The sequence below is a fragment of the Brevibacterium sp. GP-SGM9 genome, assembly GCF_047300845.1.
GTDB lineage: Bacteria > Actinomycetota > Actinomycetes > Actinomycetales > Brevibacteriaceae > Brevibacterium.
The window spans coordinates 2,439,576-2,462,417 of the sequence record NZ_CP178563.1; the positions used below are offsets into that span (position 1 = coordinate 2,439,576).

Annotated in this window: 18 protein-coding genes; 10 read left to right on the forward strand and 8 right to left on the reverse strand. The window is 66.8% G+C overall.

Translation table 11 applies throughout. From position 1 onward, the window contains the following. Positions 1-29 precede the first annotated feature (29 nt). The 7 genes from ACH82I_RS11025 to pknB all read left to right on the forward strand — a co-directional run bounded on the left by ACH82I_RS11025 (position 30) and on the right by pknB (position 9,721). The gene (locus tag ACH82I_RS11025) at positions 30-914 is read left to right on the forward strand and encodes a DUF3662 and FHA domain-containing protein (RefSeq protein ID WP_230745647.1); all 885 of its coding nucleotides are present in this window, start codon (positions 30-32) and stop codon (positions 912-914) included. Then, a complete protein-coding gene (locus tag ACH82I_RS11030; protein ID WP_230745649.1) occupies positions 911-1,441 on the forward strand; it encodes an FHA domain-containing protein in 531 nt (176 codons plus the stop codon). Before ACH82I_RS11025 ends, ACH82I_RS11030 begins: the two co-directional genes overlap by 4 nt. Next, on the forward strand, positions 1,438-2,928 hold the full coding sequence (locus ACH82I_RS11035; RefSeq protein ID WP_413332582.1) for a PP2C family protein-serine/threonine phosphatase: 1,491 nt from the start codon (positions 1,438-1,440) through the stop codon (positions 2,926-2,928). Before ACH82I_RS11030 ends, ACH82I_RS11035 begins: the two co-directional genes overlap by 4 nt. After that, on the forward strand, positions 2,928-4,466 hold the full coding sequence (locus tag ACH82I_RS11040; protein WP_413332584.1) for an FtsW/RodA/SpoVE family cell cycle protein: 1,539 nt from the start codon (positions 2,928-2,930) through the stop codon (positions 4,464-4,466). The genes ACH82I_RS11035 and ACH82I_RS11040 overlap by 1 nt, the downstream gene beginning before the upstream one ends. Continuing rightward, entirely contained in the window at positions 4,463-5,932 is a 1,470-nt protein-coding gene (locus tag ACH82I_RS11045; protein WP_413332586.1) for a peptidoglycan D,D-transpeptidase FtsI family protein, read from the forward strand. The genes ACH82I_RS11040 and ACH82I_RS11045 overlap by 4 nt, the downstream gene beginning before the upstream one ends. Further along, positions 5,929-7,680 carry a protein kinase domain-containing protein gene (locus ACH82I_RS11050; protein ID WP_413332588.1) on the forward strand — a complete coding sequence of 584 codons (1,752 nt, stop codon included), beginning with the start codon at positions 5,929-5,931 and terminating at the stop codon, positions 7,678-7,680. The genes ACH82I_RS11045 and ACH82I_RS11050 overlap by 4 nt, the downstream gene beginning before the upstream one ends. A gap of 133 nt (positions 7,681-7,813) precedes the next feature. Continuing rightward, entirely contained in the window at positions 7,814-9,721 is a 1,908-nt protein-coding gene (pknB, locus tag ACH82I_RS11055) for a Stk1 family PASTA domain-containing Ser/Thr kinase (protein WP_413332590.1), read from the forward strand. Between the two features lie 102 nt (positions 9,722-9,823). On the opposite strand, the gene ACH82I_RS11060 is transcribed toward pknB, so the two are convergent. The 4 genes from ACH82I_RS11060 to ACH82I_RS11075 form a co-directional block, all read right to left on the reverse strand. Continuing rightward, a complete protein-coding gene (locus ACH82I_RS11060; protein ID WP_230745661.1) occupies positions 9,824-10,336 on the reverse strand; it encodes a GyrI-like domain-containing protein in 513 nt (170 codons plus the stop codon). 154 nt (positions 10,337-10,490) lie between these two features. Beyond that, complete coding sequence (locus ACH82I_RS11065) at positions 10,491-11,135, reverse strand: anthranilate synthase component II (RefSeq protein ID WP_413332592.1); 645 nt, start codon at positions 11,133-11,135, stop codon at positions 10,491-10,493. Further along, positions 11,132-11,299, reverse strand: a complete 168-nt coding sequence (locus tag ACH82I_RS11070) for a hypothetical protein (protein ID WP_230745664.1) — start codon at positions 11,297-11,299, stop codon at positions 11,132-11,134. The genes ACH82I_RS11065 and ACH82I_RS11070 overlap by 4 nt, the downstream gene beginning before the upstream one ends. A 1-nt stretch (position 11,300) precedes the next feature. Further along, positions 11,301-12,545 (reverse strand): class E sortase, encoded by a 1,245-nt coding sequence (locus ACH82I_RS11075; RefSeq protein WP_413332594.1) that lies wholly within the window; start codon positions 12,543-12,545, stop codon positions 11,301-11,303. Positions 12,546-12,758: 213 nt separating this feature from the next. On the opposite strand from ACH82I_RS11075, the gene ACH82I_RS11080 reads away from it, so the two are divergent. Further along, complete coding sequence (locus tag ACH82I_RS11080; protein WP_413332596.1) at positions 12,759-13,505, forward strand: cell division protein CrgA; 747 nt, start codon at positions 12,759-12,761, stop codon at positions 13,503-13,505. 361 nt (positions 13,506-13,866) lie between these two features. Here the strand turns inward: ACH82I_RS11080 and ACH82I_RS11085 are convergent, their stop codons facing one another. Together ACH82I_RS11085 and ACH82I_RS11090 are read right to left on the reverse strand one after the other, a co-directional pair. Next, positions 13,867-14,562, reverse strand: a complete 696-nt coding sequence (locus ACH82I_RS11085) for a rhomboid family intramembrane serine protease (protein ID WP_413332597.1) — start codon at positions 14,560-14,562, stop codon at positions 13,867-13,869. A gap of 47 nt (positions 14,563-14,609) precedes the next feature. Continuing rightward, complete coding sequence (locus ACH82I_RS11090; protein WP_230745668.1) at positions 14,610-15,149, reverse strand: peptidylprolyl isomerase; 540 nt, start codon at positions 15,147-15,149, stop codon at positions 14,610-14,612. Between the two features lie 174 nt (positions 15,150-15,323). Between ACH82I_RS11090 and ACH82I_RS11095 the strand changes: the two genes are divergently transcribed. Continuing rightward, entirely contained in the window at positions 15,324-16,118 is a 795-nt protein-coding gene (locus ACH82I_RS11095) for a hypothetical protein (protein ID WP_413332599.1), read from the forward strand. Positions 16,119-16,216: 98 nt separating this feature from the next. Here the strand turns inward: ACH82I_RS11095 and ACH82I_RS11100 are convergent, their stop codons facing one another. Both ACH82I_RS11100 and argS read right to left on the reverse strand, forming a co-directional pair. Then, on the reverse strand, positions 16,217-17,539 hold the full coding sequence (locus ACH82I_RS11100) for a CynX/NimT family MFS transporter (protein WP_413332601.1): 1,323 nt from the start codon (positions 17,537-17,539) through the stop codon (positions 16,217-16,219). Continuing rightward, a complete protein-coding gene (gene argS, locus ACH82I_RS11105; RefSeq protein WP_413332603.1) occupies positions 17,536-19,275 on the reverse strand; it encodes an arginine--tRNA ligase in 1,740 nt (579 codons plus the stop codon). The genes ACH82I_RS11100 and argS overlap by 4 nt, the downstream gene beginning before the upstream one ends. A gap of 87 nt (positions 19,276-19,362) precedes the next feature. On the opposite strand from argS, the gene ACH82I_RS11110 reads away from it, so the two are divergent. Next, positions 19,363-22,767: a S41 family peptidase gene (locus ACH82I_RS11110; protein ID WP_413332605.1), complete on the forward strand. Its 3,405-nt coding sequence runs from the start codon at positions 19,363-19,365 to the stop codon at positions 22,765-22,767. The last annotated feature ends 75 nt before the right edge of the window (positions 22,768-22,842 follow it).

Genomic DNA, 22,842 nt, shown 5'->3' on the forward strand with positions numbered 1-22,842 from the left:
CGAACAGCGACACCTGTGAAGGAGGTGCCATGGGGATTCTCGATCGCTTCGAGAAGGGGTTGGAGAACGTCGTCAATGGTGCCTTCGCCAAGGCGTTCCGCTCCCAGGTCGAACCCGTCGAACTCGCCGGGGCCCTGCGCCGCGAGGCCGACAACAAAGCGGCAGTGGTCTCCCGCGGTCGCACCCTGACCGCCAATCACTACACCATCGAACTCTCGCCCACTGACTTCGAGCGCCTCTCCGGACTCGAGAGCGAACTCCGCTCCGATCTGCGCCAGGTCATCGGCGATCATGCGGTCGAACAGGCCTACAGCTTCGTCGGTCCCGTGTCCGTGGAATTCACCGAGGCCGATGACCTCGACACCGGAATGTACCGCGTCGTCTCGAGCACTCAACGCCCCGACGGCTCACCGGCCGCCCAGCCGGCCAACCGCGGCGGCTACGATCCCGTCTCCCGCGCGAACCCGATCGTCGGCGACTCCGCCGCGAGCTCCGGCCCCCGCTCGGCACCCCAGCCTCGGCAGCCGGCCCCGGTGCGACAGGCCTCCCAGTCACGTCCGGCCGCCCAGGCGCAGCCGCGCCCGGCCACACCGGTCCGTCAGGCAGCACCCGCACGGCCCCGTGCCATCGAAGCCAGCGTGGTCGTGGGCGGCCGCACCCTGCAGCTGCGTCAGGGCACGAACACCTTCGGCCGCTCCTCATCGAGCTCCGACTTCGTCATCGACGACCCCGGCGTCTCCCGCCGCCACTTCGAGATCATCCTCGACGGCGACCATGCCGTGGCCAACGACCTCGGTTCGACCAACGGCACGCTCCTGCACGGACGCAAGCTTACCTCGGCGAACCTCTCCAACGGTGACATCCTCACGGCCGGAGATGCCGAGGTCCGCTACACCGAGCAGGACGCCCTGTGAGCGAGTTCACCGTCACCGTCTTCCGGTTTGCCTTCTTCATCATCCTCTGGCTCTTCGTCCTGGGTGTCGCCGGAGTGCTCCGCCGCGACATCTTCGGAGCCCGCCGGGGCAGCAGGAAATCCCGCCGAGGTCGGTCGAAGCGCTCGGCCGCACCGGTGCCCTCCCCGGCTGCCGCACCACGGCAGAGTCCGCCCCCGCCGGCGGCCGCACCGCCGGGAGGCGGCAGATCGCAGGCCCACCCGGGTGCGATCCGCGTCATCGCCGGTCCGCTGGCCGGCACCTCGCTCATGCTCTCCGGAGCTCCCGTGACCTTCGGTCGCGCCCCGGACAATACGATCGTCATCAGCGATGACTTCGCCTCGAGCCACCATGCCAGGATCTCCGCGCAGAACGGCGCCTGGGTGCTCGAGGACCTCGGTTCCACGAACGGCACCATCGTCGATGGCCGGCGCATCGACTCGCCCGTGCGACTGCGCATCGGCACCGAGATCACCATCGGCCATACGACGTTGGAGACCCAATCGTGACGACCGACGGTACGATCACCCTCCGTTCGGCAGCCCGGTCCCACACCGGGCTGGTGCGCAAGAACAATCAGGACTCCGGCTATGCGGGTCCGAACTTCCTCCTCATCGCCGACGGTATGGGCGGTCATGCCGGCGGAGACGTCGCCTCGGCGATCACCGTCTCCCGCCTCGCCGAACTCGACAGCGAGCCCAGCGGCGAAGACGCTCTCGAGCTCCTGCGCACCTCGATCCTCGAAGCCAATGACCGCATCGTCCGCGGTGTGGCCGAACAGCCCGAGCTCGCCGGCATGGGCACCACCGTGACCGCCCTGCTCCGAGCACCGGGCAACCGCTTCGCCCTCGCCCACATCGGCGATTCCCGCGGCTATGTTCTCCGCGACGGCGAACTCCAGCCCGCCACCCACGACCACACCTTCGTCCAGATGCTCGTCGACGAAGGCCGGATCACCGCCGACGAAGCCGAGACCCACCCTCAGCGCTCTGTAGTCATGAAGGTCCTCGGCGACGTCGGGGCCTCCCCCGATCTCGACCTGTCCCTGCGCGAAGCCCATGTCGGCGACCGCTGGATGCTGTGCTCGGACGGGCTGACCGGATTCGCCGACATCGACGAGATCGCCCGCGTCCTCGCCGAGGTCCCCGACCCCGACGAATGCTGCCGCCAACTCATCGACCTGGCCCTGGCCGGGGGCGGCGCGGACAATGTCACCGTCGTCATCGGCGACGTCCTCGAAGGCACCGTCGATGCGCCCTCGGGCACTCCCGTCGGCTCCGTGCAGGTCAACCCCCAGTACGCGACGATCGGGACGAACCCCGACGGCCAGATCCCGGCAGAGACCCAGCCGATCTACGGCGACGGCGACATCCCCACCGACACCGTGCCGATGCAGGCTGTGTCCGGGGATGCCCAGGAACCCACCGCCGAGGTGGTCCCTCCCTCCCAGCGCACCGATGCGGATTCCTCTGCTGAGTCCGCCGCCTCCGAATCCGACCGAACGAAGTCCGCTGCGCAGAGGCTCGGCACCGAGGAGGATGACCTCGACGCTGATGACGACGAGGTCGAGAAACGGTCCTACCTCGGGTGGATCATTGCGGGCATCGTCATCATCGCCCTCGCTGTCGGCGGCTTCTTCGCCTACAACTACATCAGCAACCACTACTTCCTGACCAGCGACGAGGGCAAGGTCACCCTCTACCGCGGCCTCGACACGACGCTCGGACCGATCGAGCTCAGCCGCCTCGAGGACACCACAGACATCGAAGTCGGGACGCTCAACAGCTTCTCCCAGGACCGCCTGCGCGGTTCGATCCAGGCCGATTCGCGCGATGAGGCCGACCGCATCATCGACAACCTCCGCAAGGAATCCGACCAGTCCGGCGATGTCTCCGGCAATGTCGAGGACGCGACGAGCCCGAGCGATCCCGCTCCCTCACCTCCCGATTCGCGCTCGGCAGACCCCAGCGACGCCATCACACGGGAGTCGCAGTGATGTCTGCCAACGTCGCCGAGGTGGTCCGACCCAGACCCTATCGCCTGGCCGAGCTCGGGCTCCTCATCCTCGCCATCGCCGTGGCCACGTCCGCCTACGCCCTCGTCGGGCTCGGCGTCGAAGGCACGATCCCGGCGAATGTCTACCAGTACGGTGCGTGGCTGGCGGTCCTCGGACTCATCATCCACGTCGTCGTGTGGTGGAAGGCGAAGTACGCCGACCCGGTCCTCGTGCCGATCGCGGTGCTGCTCAACGGCCTCGGCCTGGCGATGATCTACCGGGTCGACCTCGGTCGGTCCGAATACCTCAACAGCTCCCTGACGCAGCTGATCTGGATGACGCTGGGCGTCGGCTTGGCCGTTGCCGTCATCCTCGTGGTCAGAGATCACCGCTGGCTGCGCCGCTACACCTTCGTCTCCGGGTTCGCGGCCCTGCTGTTCTTGCTGCTGCCGCTCATCCCGGGCCTGGGCAAGACTATCAACGGCGCCCGCATCTGGATCGGCATCGGCTCGATGTCCTTCCAGCCGGGTGAGATCGCGAAGATCCTGCTCGCGATCTTCTTCGCCGGCTACCTCGTGTCCTACCGCGATCAGCTCGTCGCGGCCGGACCGAAGATCCTCGGCATCAGGTTCCCGCGTCTGCGCGACTTCGGTCCGATCATCATCGCCTGGGTCGCCAGCGTCGGCATTCTCGTCTTCGAGAAGGACCTCGGCACCTCGCTGCTCTTCTTCGGCCTGTTCGTGGCGATGCTCTACGTCGCCACCAGCAAGGTCTCATGGATCATCCTCGGCCTCGGCTTCTTCTCCGTCGGCGCGGTCGCGGCGACCTTCCTGTTCTCCCACGTCAACCAGCGCGTCTCCGGCTGGCTGGGCGCCCTGACCGCCGAGGAGTACAACAAGACCCCCGGCGGCTCCTACCAGCTGGTGCAGGGGCTCTTCGGCATGTCCAACGGCGGTCTCATCGGCACCGGCTTCGGCGAGGGCCGCCCGAACATGGTCCCGTATGCCGAATCCGACTTCATTTACGCCAGCTTCGGCGAGGAGATCGGCATGGCCGGTCTCTTCGTCATCCTGCTCTGCTACCTCATCATCTTCCAGCGCGGCATCCGCACCGCCCAGCAGCTCCGTGACGGCTTCGGCACCCTGCTGGCCACCGGCCTGTCCTTCACGATCGCCCTGCAGGTCTTCGTGGTCGTCGGCGGGGTCACCCGCCTCATCCCGCTCACGGGTCTGACCACGCCGTTCCTCGCCCAGGGCGGTTCGTCCCTGGTGGCGAACTGGATGATCATCGGGCTGCTGCTGCGGATCTCGGACAATGCCAGACGGCCGGTCGAGGACTTCCACACCGGCGTCCTGCGGGTCACGGAGGACCCGGAGGAACGGACCGCCTCGGCGCGGGATTCCGGGAACCGCAACGACACCGCGCGCATCGAGGACGAGGATGCGCCGACGACGAACTTCGCGGCCACTCGCAACGGCGCCGCCGACTCCGACGAGACACCGACGACCAATCTGGGCACCACGGGAGGTGAACGATGAAGAAACCGCTGACACACATCACGATCGTCGGATTCGTCATGTTCGCGCTCCTGTTCGGGTCGACGAGCTGGGTCCAGTTCGTCACCGCGGATTCGCTGAACAACAACCAGCTGAACAACCGACGGATCCTCGATCAGCTCGCCCGCGATCGCGGTCCGATCCTCGTCGACGGCACCCCGATCGCCTATTCGGAACCCGTCGACGACAAGTACAAGTTCCAGCGCAAGTACGGTTCCGAAGGCCTCGATCCGCGTGCCTATGCGGCGATCACCGGATACTACTCGGTGGTCTCCGGAGCCTCGGGGATGGAACGGGCCAGCGGTGAGTACCTCTCCGGTGACTCCGATGCCCTGTTCTACGACAAGGTCGGCAGCCTCTTCACGGGCGAACAGCCGCGGGGAGCCGCCGTCGAGCTGACCGTGGACCCGAAGGTGCAGAAGGCCGCCTGGGACGGACTCGGCGATCAGAACGGCGCCGCCGTGGCGATCGAACCGAAGACCGGCAAGATCCTCGCCATGGCCTCCACACCCGGCTGGGATCCCAACGCCCTGGCCAGCCATGATTCGGAAAAGGCACGCAGCGCCTTCGACACCCTCGAAAGCGCCGAGGGCAAACCCGCCTACAACCGCGCGATCGGCGGCAATCTCTACCCGCCCGGCTCGACCTTCAAGGTCCTCGTCGCGGCCGCCGCACTCGAATCCGGAGACTACACGCCCGATTCGAGGCTCAACGGACCCGCCAGCCTCGATCTGCCGCAGACCACGTCGACGATCGGCAATTCCCACCCGGGTGCCTGCCGCAATGGCGGCAAGCCGAGCCTGGCACAGTCCCTGGCCGAATCCTGCAACACCTCCTTCGCCTCGCTGGGCATGGACCTCGGTGAGGATGCAATCCGTGAGCAGGCTGAGAAGTTCGGCTTCGGCCAGGACCTCGAGGTCCCGCTCAAGGTCACCCCGTCCTCGTTCCCCGATGACCTCAACCCGCCGCAGCTGGCGCAGTCCTCCCTCGGTCAGTTCGAGGTCCGGTCCACGCCGATGCAGATGGCGATGATGACCGCGGGCATCGCCAACGGCGGGAAGATGATGCAGCCCCAGCTCGTCGACCGGGTGCTCAACGCGAACACCCTCGAACCGATCTCGGAGACCCGTCCGAAGGAGAAGTCGCGTCCGATCTCCGGCGACACCGCCGATGAACTGACCTCGATGATGGAAGGCGTCGTCACCGACGGCACCGCCTCGGTGGCGAAGATGGGCGATACGAAGGTCGCCGCGAAGACCGGCACCGCCCAGCACGCCTCGGGTGCGGCGCCCCACGCCTGGTTCATCTCGTTCGCACCCGCCGATGATCCGAAGATCGCGGTCGCGGTCGTCGTGGAGAACGGCGGAAACGCGGGCAACGAAGCTTATGGAGCGACGGTCGCAGGACCGATCGCCAAGAACATGATGGAAGCGGTGGTCGAAGAATGAGGCCCGTCGAAGGAACCCTGCTGGGCAACCGGTACAAGCTCACCTCCCGCATCGCCGTAGGCGGCATGGGAGAGGTCTGGAAGGGCGTCGACTCGGTGCTCGGCCGTGAGGTCGCGGCGAAGATCCTCAAGGACGAATACCTCTCGGATTCGACCTTCCTCGCCCGCTTCCGCGCCGAGGCGCAGAACATGGGTCGCGTCTCCGACCCCGGAATCGCCGGCGTCTACGACTACGGCGACGAGGACGGTTCGCCCTACCTGGTGATGGAGTACGTGCCCGGTGAGGCGCTCTCGGCGATCATCGAACGCAGCGCCCCCCTGTCCGAAGCGGACACGCTGAGCATCGTCTCCCAGGCCGCGCAGGCCCTCGGCGCCGCTCACAAGGTCGGGGTCATCCACCGCGACATCAAGCCCGGCAACATCCTCATGACCCCGGACTTCCGGGTCAAGATCACCGACTTCGGCATCGCCCGGGTCACCGACCAGGCACCGCTGACGAAGACCGGACAGGTCATGGGCACCGCCCAGTACCTCGCCCCGGAGCAGGCCACCGGCAAGGGCTCGGGCCCCGGCTCCGACCTCTACTCCCTGGGCATCATCGCCTACGAGGCGCTGGCCGGTCAGCGGCCCTTCACCGGTGATTCGCAGGTCGCGATCGCCATCGCGCAGGTCAACCAGCAGCATCCGCCGCTGCCGGACACGGTCTCCGAACCGGTGCGCCGCTTCGTCGACTGCCTGCTGGAGAAGAAGCCGGACCGCAGGCCCGGTGACGCCGTGCAGGTCTCCCAGGCATCGGATGCCCTGGCCGCCGGCGACATCGCCGGAGCCGAGGAGATCCTGCCGCAGATGCGTCACGGCAATGCGGCCTCCGAGGCGCTGACCCAGGTCTTCAACAACCCCGACCCGGTGCCGACGACGAAGGCGATGCCGGTCACGGCCGCCAATGACGCCACCCAGGTCTATCCCGCGAACCAGGGATGGAACGGGAACCAGGCGAACACCTCGGCGAACGGGCTCGCCGCGGCCGAGGACGGTGAACTCGACCCGGATTCCGAACTCGCCGATGAGAAGGCCTCGAAGAAGGGGCGGGCGCTGATCTGGATCCTCGCGATCATCGCGCTGCTGGCCGTGGGCGGACTGCTGTGGTACTTCCTCGGCGGCAACGGCGGCGAACCCGATCCTGAGCCGAGCACCTCGGAGGCGACCACCTCGGAGGCGAAGAAGACCGTCGAGATCGACAAAGCCGACTACATCGGACTCTCCGAATCCTCGGCGACGCAGAACCTCGAGAACGAGGGGCTCAAGGCCGAAACGCAGACCATCGACTCCGATCGGGCCAAGGGCACGGTCGCCGATGTCGGCGAGGGCGAGAACGGCTACACCTTCGAAGAGGGCGACACCGTCACCCTCTACATCTCCGACGGACCCGACGAGGCCCCTCAGCAGCCGGAGCCGACGAACGAACCGACGAGTTCGCCGACCCTGGGCAACGATTCGAACTCGAATTCCCAAGGCTCGAACGATGACGACAACGGTCAGGGCTCGAACTCGAACCAGGATTCGACGAGCAGCTCCGATGACGACGGCTCCGAGAACGGGACCGACAGCGATTCGGGTTCGGCGAACGACGAACAGGACGGCGGCCAGTCCGCCGACCAGGACGGCCAGAATAACGGTTCGGATTCAGATCCCGACGCTGCTAGCACGTCGAACCCTGACAACGGCGGGAACGGAGAGAATGGCAACTGAACGAACCCCGGATTCTCGGAGAACACCGAGAGTTTGAAATACTGAGAGACGTGAACCCGGACGCGGGTGAGCAGAAGCCCACTGTGGGTGTGACCAAGACCCAAGCAGCGGGTGAACCAAGCGGAGGACATCAATGACTGAGCCCAAGGTGCTGTCGGGGCGTTACGAAGTTCGTGCGCTCCTCGGCCGTGGGGGCATGGCAGAAGTGCACGAGGGCGTCGACAACCGACTGGGTCGGCGCGTCGCCATCAAGCTTCTGCGGTCCGATCTCGCCCGCGACCCCTCGTTCCACACCCGTCTCAAGCGCGAGGCCCAGTCCGCCGCCGGTCTCAACCATCCCGGCATCGTCGCCGTCTACGACTCCGGTGAAGAGGAGTTCGTCGAATCGGGCGGCTCGAGTGTGTCCGTGCCCTTCATCGTCATGGAGTACGTCGAAGGTCAGACGCTGCGCGAGGTCCTCAACGAGCACGGCACCCTGACCGTCGACGAGGCGCTCAACGTCATCGCCGGCGTCCTCGCCCCGCTCGAATACTCACACCGCAACGGCATCGTCCACCGCGACATCAAGCCCGCGAACGTCATGCTCACTCCCGAGGGCGACATCAAGGTGATGGACTTCGGCATCGCCCGCGCGCTCAAGGACAACTCCGGGCTGACGCAGACCCAGTCCGTGGTCGGCACCGCTCAGTACCTCTCCCCCGAGCAGGCCCGCGGCGAGGTCGTCGATGCCCGTTCGGACCTCTACTCGACCGCCTGCCTGCTCTACGAGCTGCTGGCCGGACGTCCTCCGTTCGTCGGGGATTCGCAGCTGGCCGTGGCCTATCAGCACGTCGGTGAGACTCCGCAGCCGCCGAGCTTCTACAACCAGAACATCCCACCGGCAGTGGATCGTCTCGTCCTCCACGCCCTGCTCAAGGACCGTGACGAGCGCTACCAGGACGCCTACTCCTTCCGTGAGGACGTCCTGGCCGCCCGCGACGGCCGTCCGATGAGCTTCGAGGACGATGCCGACGCCACCCAGGCGTACCCGATGGCGGCGGCCCCGATGATGGCTCCGACACCGTACCCGACCGAGGTCGAGCCGGCTCCGGAGACCGGACCGGTGTCGGCGATCATGACCGCACAGGAGGAGAAGCCTCCGCAGAAGCGGTCCAAGGCGTGGATCTGGATCGGTTCGATCTTCGTCCTCCTCGCCCTGGCCGCGATCGCCCTGTGGGTCTACGAGATCAACAAGCCACCGGAGATCATCCAGGTCCAGGTCACCGATGTGGCCGGGATGGATGCCGACGAGGCGGAGTCCGCGCTCATCCAACAGGGGCTGCGCGTCGACCGCGACGAGGAGTACAGCGAGGACGTCGACGAGGGCAAGGCCATCGAGACCGATCCTCCCGGGGGTCAGAGCGTGGAGAAGGACAGCGTGGTCAAGCTGCTCGTCTCCACCGGCCCCGAGTCCGTGAAGGTCCCCGATGTCTCCGGGAAGTCGGAGGAGGATGCCCGCAAGATCCTCAATGACGCGAAGCTTCAGGCCGGCACCCACATCTCGGAGAACTCTCCGGATGTGGAGAAGGGCGTGGTCATCGAGACCAAACCCGGTGACGGCAAGGAAGTCGACGTCGATTCCAATGTCGACCTCGTCGTCTCCTCCGGCATGGTCGAGGTCCCCGATGTCACCGGTCAGTCCGCCGACGAGGCCTGCAAGACCCTCGAGGGCGATGATTACCAACTCAAGTGCAAGACCGAAGAGGTCGAGACCGCCGACGAGGACGAGAACAAGGTCTTCGAACAGTCCTCATCCGGTGGCAGCGAGGTCAAGCAGGGCTCCGAGATCACCGTCAAGGTGGCCAAGAAGCCGCCGGAGCCCTCACCGTCCATCCCGTCCGTGCCCGGCGGCATTCCCACCGCACCGTCAGACGATGACGACGGCGGAGACTCCGACGGCGGAAATGACGGGGACAACGGCGACGACAACGAGGCCATCGGCGGCGGCGACAGCTGGTTCGACGGCTTCGCCGACGCCGGCGGAGGACGCGGCAGCAACTGATTCTTACCGAGGCGGTCCCTCCCTTCCGAAGAAGAGGGGAACCCCTCTGTGGGGCAGCTCGACTCGGCCTGGCCTGATTCTCAGCTCGGCTCGACCTGATTCTCAGCTCAGGCTGATGAACAGATCCGTGCGCAGGGTGGCCGGATCCATCTCGGGGTTCGGCTCGGTGACGTAGATTTCGATGAACGGCAGCCCTGGGTGATGCCCGGCCGCGACCGCCTCGTTGACGAATCCGGCCCAGGCCTCACCGAGCCCGTCATACCCGCCGAGGTGGCTGAACGCGGCCATCGATCCCGCCGGCAGCTCCGAGGGGATGACGATGAGATCGTTGCCGATCGGCAGGGACTGCGTCAGCCCCGCGGAGATCGGGATCCCCACCTGCAGGTCGACGGTCTCGCTCGGCTGCTTGGTGTAGAGGGCGAAGGCCGGTCCCACGGGTTCAACTTCGGCCTCGGCGATGGCCGGGAAGAGACCGGAGAAGGTGTTGTCGTAGAACGCCGGCAGGTCATCGATGGCGACTCCGCGCGCCTCGACCACGGCGGCGGGCATCGCCGGCACTTCGATGACGGTCAGTTCGGTGTAGGGCTCGGTCCGGGTGTAGCTCGGTTCTGACATTTCGGGTCCTCCCGATCGCTCTGCTGTGAGTCTTCGACCTGCTGTGAACTTGGTGCTGACCTTGCTGTGAACGTGGTGCTTTGCCGGTGACGCCGAGTCTAACGAGCATCCGCCTCGGCGAACACCCTCGGCGCTCGACCGATTGCTGAGATCCTCAGGAGATCGCGGTCGCCAGGGGTGACATCTTTGCCGCGAGCTCGGCGGCTCCTGCGAGCCCGCAGACCTCGAGCCAGTTGCCGAGCACGAGGTAGCCGGATTCGGTGAGCACGGACTCCGGGTGGAACTGGACGCCGAAGAGCGGCTGCTCTCGGTGTTCGATGGCCATGACGATGCCGTCCTCGGTCCGGGCGGTGATAGTGAACTTCTCGAGGTCGAGGGTCTCGTCGACGATCGCCAAGGAGTGATAGCGGGTTACGGTCAGCGGATTCGGGCAGCCGAAGAAGATGCCCTCCCCGTCGTGGGTGATAACCGAGGTCTTGCCGTGCATGAGCACCGGGGAATGCGAGACCGTGGCTCCGAACACCTCGCCGAGAGCCTGATGGCCCAGGCAGACACCGAAGACAGGTTTGCCTGCGGTTTCGGCCCAGGAGATCAGCGCCGGGCACACTCCGGACTCGGCGGGCACCCCAGGACCCGGGGACAGCAGGATCCCGTCGTAGTCGCCTGCCGTCTCAGGGACCGCCTCGGCGGGGATGTCGTCATTGCGGATGACATCGACTTCGGCCCCGAGCTCGCGGACGTAGGCCACGAGGGTGTAGACGAAGCTGTCGTAGTTGTCGATGACGAGGATCTTGGTCATTGGCCACCATCTGTCACGGTTGCGTTGTTGAAGGGCATGTAGGGGGCGATGACCGGGAAGACGTACTGCATGAGCAGGAGCACGACCGCGGCGATGAGGATGAGCGCGAAGATGAGCTTGACGAACCAGTTGCCCGGCAGGATCCGCCAGATGAACGCATACATATCAGGCACCACCGTTCTTGCTGACCTTGTCGTAGGCCTTCGAGTCCTTGATGTTGTCCGGAGCGCCGTCGCTCGCGGGGGTCCAGTCGGTGAGTTCGGCGTAGGCGACGTAACGTTCCCGGGCCGAGAACATCGGATTGCACGCCGTCATCGTCAGGATCCGGTCCTTGCCCTTGTAGTCCGGTTCGCCCGGCACGGGTGAGAGGACCTCGACGGCATCGGGGAGGATGATGTCGAAGTTGCGGAAGGTGTAGGTGTAGAAGCCGTCCTTGGTCTGGACGATGATCTCGTCGCCGGGTCGGAGCTTCGCGATCTGGTTGAGCGGCTTGCCGTAGGTGACGCGGTGGCCGGCGATCGAGAAGTTGCCGACCTCGCCCGGCATCGCCGAGTTCGGGTAGCGGCCCACGCCCATCCGGTTGAGCACCGGTTCGAGGTCGACGCCTTCGGCGACGGTGCGGTAGTAGTCGTCGCCGAAGCGCGGGATGTAGAAGATGCCGAAGGCGCTGTTCTTGTCCACCGGGTCGGCGACGATCGGCTCGTCGGGGTCATCGGGCAGTTCGTTCGGATCCTGGTTCGCCCAGTCCTCGGTGAGCTGGTCGGCGAGGTTCTCGTTGTCGCGGTTGGCCTCGATGTCGGTCCACCACAGCTGCCAGACGACGAACAGGATGAGCACGAGTCCCGCGGTGATGCAGAGTTCTCCGAAGGTGCGGATGGTCCCGCGCACCGGTCCGAGGGGTTCGCGTTCGACCGGCTGCTTGCGCTTCCGACCACGGCGACCGTCGTCGAGGGGCGGGTTGTTGTTCCCGTACCCACCAGCGCCGAGGCGGGGGTCATCGGCCGCAGCCATCTGCTGAGTGGCCGGGGCCTGCTGCTGGTACTGGTGCGGCTGCTGGGCGGGCATGGCCTGGGTCTGTTGGGCGGGCATCGCCTGGGTGGCCTCGCCCTGATCTCCGTACATCGGCGGAGCATCGGAATAGACCGCGGTGGGCTCACCGTGGGCGGCTGCGGCCTCGGCCTCGCGACGGCGAAGTTCACGTCGGCTGGGAAGTGGTTGTTCGTAGCCTGAGCCGCCGGCGTCGGCGGCGTTCATCCGCTCGGTGGCGGGGCCCGCCTCGGCGCCGGGATTGTGCTGTTGCTGTCCGGAGTCCCCGGAATAACGGGTGTCACGCCTCTGAGCAGGACGAATAGTGGGTCGCGACGGCGGATTCGCGCCTGGATCGTTACCCGAGGAGGAACTATTCACCACTTCTACTCCGTGACTGTCACTTCAAATCCGGGGCTTGGCCAAGGGACAAGCGGGGACACCCTTATGCACTTTATCGTACGAGGACCGCCTGATGGGGTCCTCTCAGGGTAGTTGGAGTTTTTAAAACTGGCCCGCGTCCCGAGTAGACTGGTGCCGATTGTCCCCTATCCATGCACACGGTGGCCTCGGCGGCCGGCCGTAAAAGGAGTACTCGTGGCCAAGTCCAATGGACGGACCCAGCGCACCCAGCGCACGTCTCGCAATACGTCGAAGGCCAAGCTCGATCAGCAGGCTGATTCGGTCGACGACCTCGAGACCGTCGAGAGCACCGAGGTTGAGGGGTCCGAGGCTGCGGGCACCGAAGTTGAGAGGTCCGAGACTGTGAAGTCCACGTCCACGACTGAGGCCGGCGCCAAGGCGAAGACGTCGAAGTCCGCCGGTGCCGTCGACTCCGATGACGACGTCGCTTCCGACTCCGCCGATGAGAAGGCCACGAGCGCGAAGGCGAAGAAGTCCTCCTCCGAGGATTCGGCTGACGACGACTCAGCTGACGAAGACTCGTCCGCAAAGTCGAAGGCCTCCAAGTCTGCGGCGAAGGAGTCCTCCGACAAAGAGACCTCCGCGAAGGACTCTTCTGCCAAGAAGGACTCCGCTTCCAAGAAGGACTCGGCCAAGTCGGCTTCGGCCAAGCGCACCTCGCGCTCGGGCAACCCGGCCAAGCGTCCGCAGGGCCGCAAGACCGCGAGCTACACCTCGCAGACCGGGCAGCAGACGATCAAGCCGAACCCGCGCTGGTTCCTGCCGGTTCTCATCGGCCTCCTGCTCATCGGTCTGATCTGGCTCGTCGCCTTCTACGTCTCCCAGGGAGCCTTCCCGGTCGAGGCCTGGGGCAACTGGAACATCCTCATCGGCTTCGCCTTCTTCGTCGCGGGGCTGATCATGTCCACGCGCTGGCGATAGCCGACCCCGAGGTCACGCAACGCGCCACTTCCACGCCTCGAAGTCAGCGTTCGAATGCTCCACCGCGATTGCTCGGCCACTTCCGTGCAGATACAGGCCCAGATCTGTTCGGAAGTGGCCGAGCAATCCGCATTCAACCCACCGCAGAACGGGTTTCCACAAGTGGGAAGTTATACCCAAGCCGGGAGCGTCGCTTGTGGAAAACTTATTTTGCGGCCCTGACCTGCGGAAACACATCACTGTAAGTTATCCACCATGTGGATAACACCTGTGGACAACTAATTTCCACTGCCGCTGGCCCCACTTTTCGACCCAAATCTGGTAAGCGATTCCTCGCGCCTGAAGCAGTGGTTCCTCGCGCCTACATCCCTGCGCCGGCCACGCGACCCATGCCGACGATGGCCATCACCAGCACTAATGCTGCGGCGACCGCAGAGAACACCGGCAGGGACCACTTCTTCGGCACCAGCAGCGCCGCACAGCCGAGCACGAACCCGGCGATGAGACCGCCGAGGTGCGCCTGCCAGGAGACGCCGGCGACGAGGAAGCCATAGCCGAAGTTGAGGACGACGAAGAGGACGACGCCGGTGATGTTCCGGTCGAGCCGCCTCGTCGGGACCAGCAGGACACCGACGATCGCGAACACCGCGCCCGAAGCGCCGATGTTGTTCGTCACCCAGTCTCGGCTGGAGGGGTCGGCCAGGACCAGCACCATCGCCGAACCGCCGGCCGTCCCCAGCAGATAGACGACGAGGAAGCGCCAATGCCCCAGCGCCCGTTCGACGAAGGAGCCGAAGAAGAAGAGTCCGATCATGTTCGCCAGCAGGTGCACCGGTGAGGGCTCATCGTGGACGAGGGCGACGGTGAGCACCCGCCAGGGCTGGTCGAGGGTGAGCGCCGGAACGAAGCTGAAGCGGTGGAGCAGGTCGAGAGCCGGGAGCAGCTCGGCGAGGAAGGCCACGACCGTGACGATCATGATCGTGCGGGTGACCAGGGGCGGGGAGACAGAAGGGGCCCGGCCGGTTTCCCGTGCCGAGCCCTTCTCCGGTGTGTCCATCACACCATCGTACTCACTGATCAGCGGTGCTCATCAGTCAGCCGTGATCATTCGCTGATGTCGACCTTTTCGAGGATGACCGGCTCGACCGGCTTGTCCATGGCCGCGGTGCGCACGCCGTCGATCTCGTCGACGACCTTCTGGCTGGCTTCGTCGGCGACCTCACCGAAGATGGTGTGCTTGCCGTTGAGCCACGGGGTCTCAGCGGTGGTGATGAAGAACTGCGAGCCGTTGGTGCCGCGTCCCATCTGCTTGCCGGCGTTGGCCATGGCGAGCAGGTACTTGCGGTCGAACTGGAGCTCCGGGTGGATCTCGTCGTCGAACGTGTAGCCTGGTCCGCCGGTGCCGGTGCCCAGCGGGCAGCCGCCCTGAATCATGAAGTTCGAGATGATGCGGTGGAATCCGAGGCCGTCGTAGAACGGGCGCTTGACCGGCTCGCCGGTCGAGGGATCGGTGAACTCCCGCTCGCCCTTGGCCAGTTCGACGAAGTTGGCCACGGTCTTCGGGGCGTGGTTGCCGAAGAGGTTGATGGTGATGTCACCGTGGTTGGTGTGCAGGACTGCTGTATGCGTAGAAGCTGTAGTCATGACCTCATTCTTCCACGGCGTGCCCTTCGTTGCCGAGTCTCCGGTGGACGATTGCTGAGTCTGTCAGCGTATCTGCAGACAATTTCATGACGGCCCGGTGCCCGGCGGCTTGCCGTGAGGCCGTAGACTGAGAAGTGATCAGTACACCCCGACACCGAAGGATTGGGAATGTTTATGTCGAAGAAGTCAGCTCGAGATCCGTTCGCTTCGAAGCTCGATTCCGCGAAGAAGACGTCACTCCGAGTCCTGGCCGATGCCAGCGAGGCCGCAGCCCCCAAACTGCGTGATGCCGCTGACAAGGCACGCCCCCAGGTCGAGGCCTTCGCTGAGAAGGCCCGTCCGCAGGTCGAGGCCCTGGCCGACAAGGCCGAAGAGTTCGCCGATCGCGCTCGTCCCCAGGTCGAGGCACTGGCCGAGAAGGCCAACGATCAGGTTCACGCCTGGGCCGACAAGCTCGAGTCCTACCGCCCCGAGGCCACTGAGCGGGCCGGCAAGTTCGCGTCGAACGCTGCGAACTCCCTCGCCGCGATCGAGACCCCGCAGCTCATCGATGACCTCGCCGTGCGTCTGACCGGCGACAAGAAGGCCATGAAGAAGGCCCGCAAGGCCCTCGGCAAGGCCGGCAAGCGGATCCAGAAGGACACCGCGCAGAAGTCCGGCGGCAAGGCCGCACTCGTGTGGACCCTGGTCATCGGCTCGGCCGCCGGAATCGGCTACTACGTGTGGAAGAAGGCCCAGCCGGTCGAGGATCCCTGGTCGACCCCGCTGCCGAACAACCGTCCCGCCGATGCGCGTCCGGTCGGTTCGACTCCTGCTTCGCGTCAGGGCACCGCCCCCGAGGTCTCGCGGACCGCGGTCCCGGAGACCAAGGCCGGCGACGAGTCCGCGACTCCCGCTCCGAAGCCGGCCGTCAAGCCCGCTGAGTCCACTGCTCCCGAAGGCGCCGACAACACGGACGCCAAGCACTGAGCATGACCCTCGGCTTCCCAGCCGAGGACAGTGAAATCGCCGAGGCGGTCCCCCGACAGGGTGGACCGCCTCGGCGTTTCTCGTGGTTGGGTCGCGTCTCAGAGCACCTCGCGGGCGCCCGGGCCTCCGCGTGGGAAGCGGCCGGAGATGCGGGCCGCGATCAGGCCCGTGATCGTGAATGCCAGGGTCGCTGCGAGGATGAGCAGGATCGGTGCGGTCCACCCCTGCGTCGTCGCGTTCAGCCAGCCGGCGAACGGCGGGGCGAGCGTGGCAGCCAGGTAGCCGCCGCCCTGCACCCTCGCCGAGGCGGACGCGGTCTCCCGGTCGCTGCCGGCGCTGCGGGCGATGATCGAGAAGATCGCGGTGAATCCTCCGCCCTGGGCGATGCCGCCGGTGATTGCCCACAGCGCATAGGAGCCCGGGGCCAGCAGCAGGCCGATGGGCAGTGAGAGCCAGAGTGCGGCGACGATCGCCACGGGCATCCAGGGTTTGGCCTTGACCGCGAGCAGCGGCACCCCGAAGGCGCCGACGATCGCTGAGATCTGGAACAGCGAGGCGGTCCCACCCGCGGACGAGGCATCGAGTCCGATCGTGTCGGCCAGGTATGAGGGCAGCCAGGTCGTCGTCGTGTAGTAGGCGATCGACTGCCCGCTGAAGGTGATCACCAACAGCGCGATGACCCGACGGAACTCGACGGGCGCCTCCCGCCAGGGCCGTTTGGCGGCGGCCCGCGCGGACGCATCGGACGCCGCCTGCGCGGACGGATCGACCGTCCCGGCCTCAGCTCCCGCCTCGGCGCCGGAATCCGCAGCACTCGGATCCCCTGCACCGCCTCTGCGACGTACGCGGGCACGGACGACGAGCAGCCAGAAGACGAAACCGATGACCGCGAGCACGCCCCAGATCGCCACGGCCCAGCGCCAGCCGAAGGCCGCGGCCATCGGGGGCGTGCCGATGAGCGTGGCCATCGAACCGATGTTCATCATCGCCGAGTACAGGCCCGTGGCCATGCCGACCTGATTCCACGAGACCTCGCGGCGGATGATGACGGGAACGACGATGTTGCCCAGCGTGATCGCCAGGCCGATGATGCCGGTGCCCACGAGCACCAGCCAGGGCGGCCCGACCGAACGCAGCACGGTGCCGAGCAGAACTCCCGACAGGCAGGACAGAACGGTGGCTTCGGCGCCGATGCGCGGGATGAGCTTCCCGGCCAGCGGGGTGGCCACGGCGAAGAGCAGCACCGGCAGCCCGGTGAGCAGGCCGAGGCCGGCACTGCTCAGCCCCGTGTCCTCACCGATGTCGCCGAGGACGGCGGTCGGGGCGATGATCGGGGTGCGGAGGTTGAGCGCGAGGATGACGATGCCGAGGATGACCCACGGCAGCATGCCCCGGGTGGGGGTACGGCCGGCGCGGCTCACATGCGCTCGGGAACGCGGATTCCGAGCACACCGAGCCCAGCCTCGAGCACCTCGAGGACGATCGAGGACAGCCGCAGACGCGAATCACGCAGCTCTGCGGTCTCGGCGATGAGCACCGGGCACTGCTCGTAGAAGCTCGTGAACGACTGCGCGAGATCGAACAGGTAGGTGCACAGCCGGTGCGGCGCGGACCCGGCGGCCACCTCGGCGAGGACATCGGAGAATCCGAGGATCGCCAGGGCGAGTTCACGTTCTGCGGCCTCGCCGAGGCGGATGTCCGCGCTCGTGTGCGCATCCGCGGCCACGCCCTCCGCTTCGGCCTTGCGCAGGATCGAGCGGATCCGGGCGCCCGCGTACTGGAGGTAGGGGGCGGTGTTGCCGATCGGGGCGAGCATCCGGTCGAGGTCGAAGGTGTACGAGGTGTCGTGGGCGACCGAGAGGTCGGCGTACTTGACCGCGCCGATGCCGACGATGCGGGCGACCTCGGCGGCCTCCTCTGCGGTGAAGTCGACCGTCGAGTCCTCCAGGGTCGTCTTCGCCCGGGCCACGGCCTCCTCGAGCAGTTCGGCCAGACGCAGGGGCGCCCCGGAACGGGTGCGCAGGATCTTGCCGTCGGAGCCGAGGACGTTGCCGATCTTCACGTGTTCGGCGCTCACGGTCTCGGGCAGCCAGCCGGCGGCGCGGGCGACGCTGAAGACCATCTCGAAGTGCATGGCCTGCGGGGTGCCGACGACGTAGAGGACGCGGTCGGCTTGCAGGTTGCGGGCCCGGTTGCGGATGGCCGCGAGGTCGGTCGTGGCGTAGCCGTAGCCGCCGTCGGACTTGCGGATGATCAGCGGCAGCGGTTCGCCCTCGCGGCCGGTGAAGCCTTCGGGGAAGACGCACAGGGCGCCGTCGCTGATCCGGGCCAGGCCTGTGGCCTCGAGCTCGTCGCAGACCTCGCCGAGGACGTCGTTGTAGATGCTCTCACCGGCGAGGTCCTTGTCCTCGAGGGTGACGTCGAGCATCGTGTAGATGCGGTTGAAGTAGGTCCGGGAGTACCCGAACAGCGTGTTCCACAGCGCCAGGGTGTCCTCGTCCCCGCCCTGCAGCTTGACGACCCGTGCCCGGGCGCGGGTGGCGAAGGCTTCGTCGGAGTCGAACTTCACCCGTGCCGCCTGGTAGAAGGCGTTGGGGTTGTCGGCGACCTCCTGCGCGGCTTCGGAGTCGACGCCGACGTCGAGGAGGTGCTCGATGAGCATGCCGAAGGGGGTGCCCCAGTCGCCGATGTGGTTCTGGCGCACGACGGTGTTGCCGAGGAATTCGTGGGTCCGGGCCAGGGCGTCGCCGACGACGGTGGTCCGCAGGTGGCCGACGTGCATCTCCTTGGCGACGTTCGGGGCCGAGTAGTCGATGACGATCCGCTGCGGGTCCTCGTTGACCTCCGCCTCGGCGGCCGTGCCTTCCGCCAGCTGAGCGGCGAGGAAGTCGGAGGTGAAGCGCAGGTTGATGAACCCGGGTCCGGAGATCTCCGGGGGCTCGCAAATGTCGATGAGGTCGAGGTGGTCGACGATGGCCTGGGCGATGTCGCGCGGCTTCGATCCCAGCTCCTTGGCCAGGGGCAGGGCGAGGTTGGCCTGGAAGTCGGCGAACTGACTGCTTCTGATCACGGGATCGCGACGCGCGAAGTCCTCACCGAAGGCCTGCGAGAGGGCGGCGGAGAAACGATCGTGAAGCAGTGAAGTCAGTGTCGGCATGCTCCTATTCTATGGCTCGGTGCAAGTTGCCTGGGCATCATCTCACCGCCGTGGGCCGCGGGCGACACAGCTTGTAATGTGGGTCACGTGACTTATCTTCGGTACCCCCACATCAATGGCGACCTCCTCACCTTCACGGCCGACGACGACGTCTGGCTCGCATCCTCCTCAGGTGGGAGGGCATGGCGTCTGACCTCGGATCACGTTCCGGTCCGCTCACCGCGGATCTCCCCCGACGCCGCCCATGTCGCGTTCGTGTCCTTCCGCGACGGCCATCCTGAGCTGTTCCTCGCCGAGGTGGCCTCCGGTTCCCTGCGCAGGCTGTCCTGGCTGGGTGGTTCGGCGATGACCATGCTCGGCTGGGCCGATGACAGGCACATCCTCGTCGGCTCGAACGCCGGGGAGTTCGAGGTCCGCAACCATGTCGTGAAGTCCATCGGCCTCGACGGCAGCGTCGAACGACTCCGCCTCGGCCGCGCCTCGGGGCTGGCCCGTCACCATTCGGGCCTGACCGCCCTGTCGACCCCGTTCTCCCGTCCGCCCGCGCACTGGAAGCGCTACCGCGGAGGCACCGCGCCGAGGCTGTGGCTGGGTCACGCGGCAGCCGACGGGGCCGGCGCTGACCCGGTCGGTGCCGCTGCCACCTCGGCGGACACTGCCACCTCGGCGGGCACAGCCTTGAACTGGCGGCGCCTGCTCTGCGACGAGGAGGCCTCGCTGACCGATCCGCTGTGGGTCGGCGACTCCCTGGTCTTCACCTCCGATAAGGCCGCGACGTTCCCGCAGAATGCCGACGAGCAGGCCAACGTGTGGATCTGGGACGGCCTGGCCGCACAGCCCGGCTCCCCGACGGCCGAACCCGCCGGCGAACCTCGCCAGTTGACTTTCCAGACCGCCGCCGAAGGCTACGTCCGCGATGCCACGAGCGACGGCACCCGCATCGTCTGGCACAGCCACGGTGAGATCAAGATCCTCAACAGCCTCGACGCCGCCGTTCGGACCCTCGACGTGCAGCTGCCCGGCACCCAGGTGCAGCCGCTGGCGCTCGATCCCACGTCCGGCATCGGCAGCGTCGCTCCCGATCACGGGGGCAACGCCTCGGTTATCGAATGGCGCGGCAAGACCTTCTGGCTCGCTCACCGGGAGGGACCGGCCCGCGCTCTGTGCGCGGATTCGGCGATCCGCACCCGCGAACCCGTGGTGCTGGGGCAGACCGGACAGGCCGCGTACATCACCGATGTCGAGGGCGAGGACGGTATCGAGGTCGCGTCCCTGACCGGGGGCAAGCCGCCTCGGCGGATCGGGGCGGGCGCCCTCGGTCGGGTCCTCGCCATGAGCGCGGATCCTGCCGGCAGAACCCTGGCCACGATCTCCCACGACGGCAGCATCCGGCTGACCGAGGTCGGCAACGGTCGGACCCGGTTGGTCGGGCATTCGGGATTCGGTGAGGCCACCTCGGCGCGGTTCTCTCCGGACGGACGCTATCTCGTGTGGTCGCAGCCGACCCAGGGCGAGGAGCAGCTGGGGCGGCTGATGATCGCCGATGTGAAGTCCGATCGGGAGGGGCAGGCGCTGACGGCCGGGAAGTACAACGACTTCTCGCCCGCGTTCACCCGCGACGGCAAGTACCTCGTGTTCCTTTCCGACCGCACCTTCGACCCTTCGTACAACCAGCATTCCTTCGATCTCTCGTTCAACGGTGTGACCCGTCCGTGGCTGCTGCCGCTGACCGCGACCGAGCCCGCGCCGTTCGGCCCGAGCGCCGCCGGCTGGGCGATCAGCGATCTCACCGAGGACTCGGAGAAGGCGAAGAGCGAGAAGGCCAAGGCCGAGAAGTCCGGGGTCACCACCGCCGAGGTGGATCTTGAGGGCGCGGAGGAGAGGATCGTTCCGTTCCCCGTCTCCTCCGGTGTCTTCCGGGATCTCGAAGCGTGCGAGGGCGGTGTGCTGTGGCTGCGCACCGGTGATGCCGAGGACGGTGAGATCGGGGACAAGCACGCCTGGGATGCCGGTGAGAAGGCCGCCGAGGTGATCCAGTACTTCGACTTCGCCAAGCGCAAGGTGCTCACTATCGTCGACAAGGCCGATGAGTATGCGGTCTCCGGAAACGGCAAGCTCATCGTCGTCGGCACTGACGGCGAGTACTCCGTGGTCCCGGCGAACCGGAAGGTCGAGGGTGACGACGACGATTCCGTGTCCGTGGATCTGTCCCGCCTGCGCTTCGAACTCGATCGGCGGGCCGAGTGGCTGCAGATGTTCGAGGAGAACTCCCGGATCATGCGCGATCACTACTGGCGCGCGGACATGAACGGCGTCGACTGGGAGGGTGTGACCCTGCGGTGGCGTCGGGTGGCTGCGAAGGCGCTGACCCACGACGACATCGTCGACATCCTGTGGGAGACCGTGGGCGAGCTCAACACCTCGCACGCCTATGTGACTCCGGCCTCGGCGCCCGGCGATAAGTCGAAGAAGCTCGGCTTCCTCGGCGCCGATCTCGAACGCACGCCTCAGGGCTGGACGATCGCTCGCATCCTTCCCGGTGAGAGCAGTGAGCCCGGAGCCAGATCACCTCTGAGGCAGGCCGGGGTCGGAGCCCAGGCCGGGGACATCATCACCGCCGTGAACGGACAGGCCGTCGACGAGGCCCGGGGCCCGGCCGCCCACCTGCAGGGGGCCGCGGACTCGATCGTCGAGCTGACCCTGCGGCGCGGTCGCAAGGATCGGGTGGTGACGATCGTTCCGCTGCCCGGCGAGGAGAAGCTGCGCTATCAGGACTGGGTCCGCTCCCGCCGGGAGTATGTGGCCAAGAAGTCGGGCGGTCGCATCGGCTACGTCCACGTGCCCGACATGATGGCCGGCGGATGGGCGCAGCTCCACCGCGATATCCGGCAGGCCATGTCCTGTGAGGGCATCGTCGCCGATGTCCGCTTCAACCGCGGCGGTCACACCAGCACCCTGGTCGCCGAACGCCTCGCCGATCGGGTGATCGCCTGGAACGCCGCCCGCAGCTATGACTCGATGGTCCCTGATCCCGAGGATGCCCGGCGCGGGCCGGTGGCCTTCGTGGCCAATGAGTTCTCCGGCTCCGACGGCGACATCATCAACGCCCGCGTCCAGGCCAAAGGCATCGGCCCGGTCATCGGCGTGCGCACCTGGGGCGGTGTGGTCGGCATCGACGGTCGCTATGAGCTCGTCGACGGCACCGGTGTGACCCAGCCGCGGTACGCCTTCTGGCTCGAGGGCAAGGGCTGGGATGTGGAGAACCACGGTGTCGATCCCGATATCGAGGTCGAGCACGATCCCTCGCAGCTCTTCGCCGACGAGGATCCTCAGCTCGATCGGGCCATCGCCGAGGTGCTCGCCGGCCTGGCCTCGGCACCGACCGCACAGCCGCCGGAGTTCCCGGCCCCGCGGGTGCAGGCGCCGCCGCGGACCCAGGAGCACGCTTTCGGAGAGCCCGACGCAGCCGACCCGGACGGCCCGGGGGTCTGACAGGCGGCAGAGGGCTGAGGTGGACGCTCCAGTCCCCGTCGGTGGACGTTTTGGTCCCGTCCTGCCGCCGGGAAT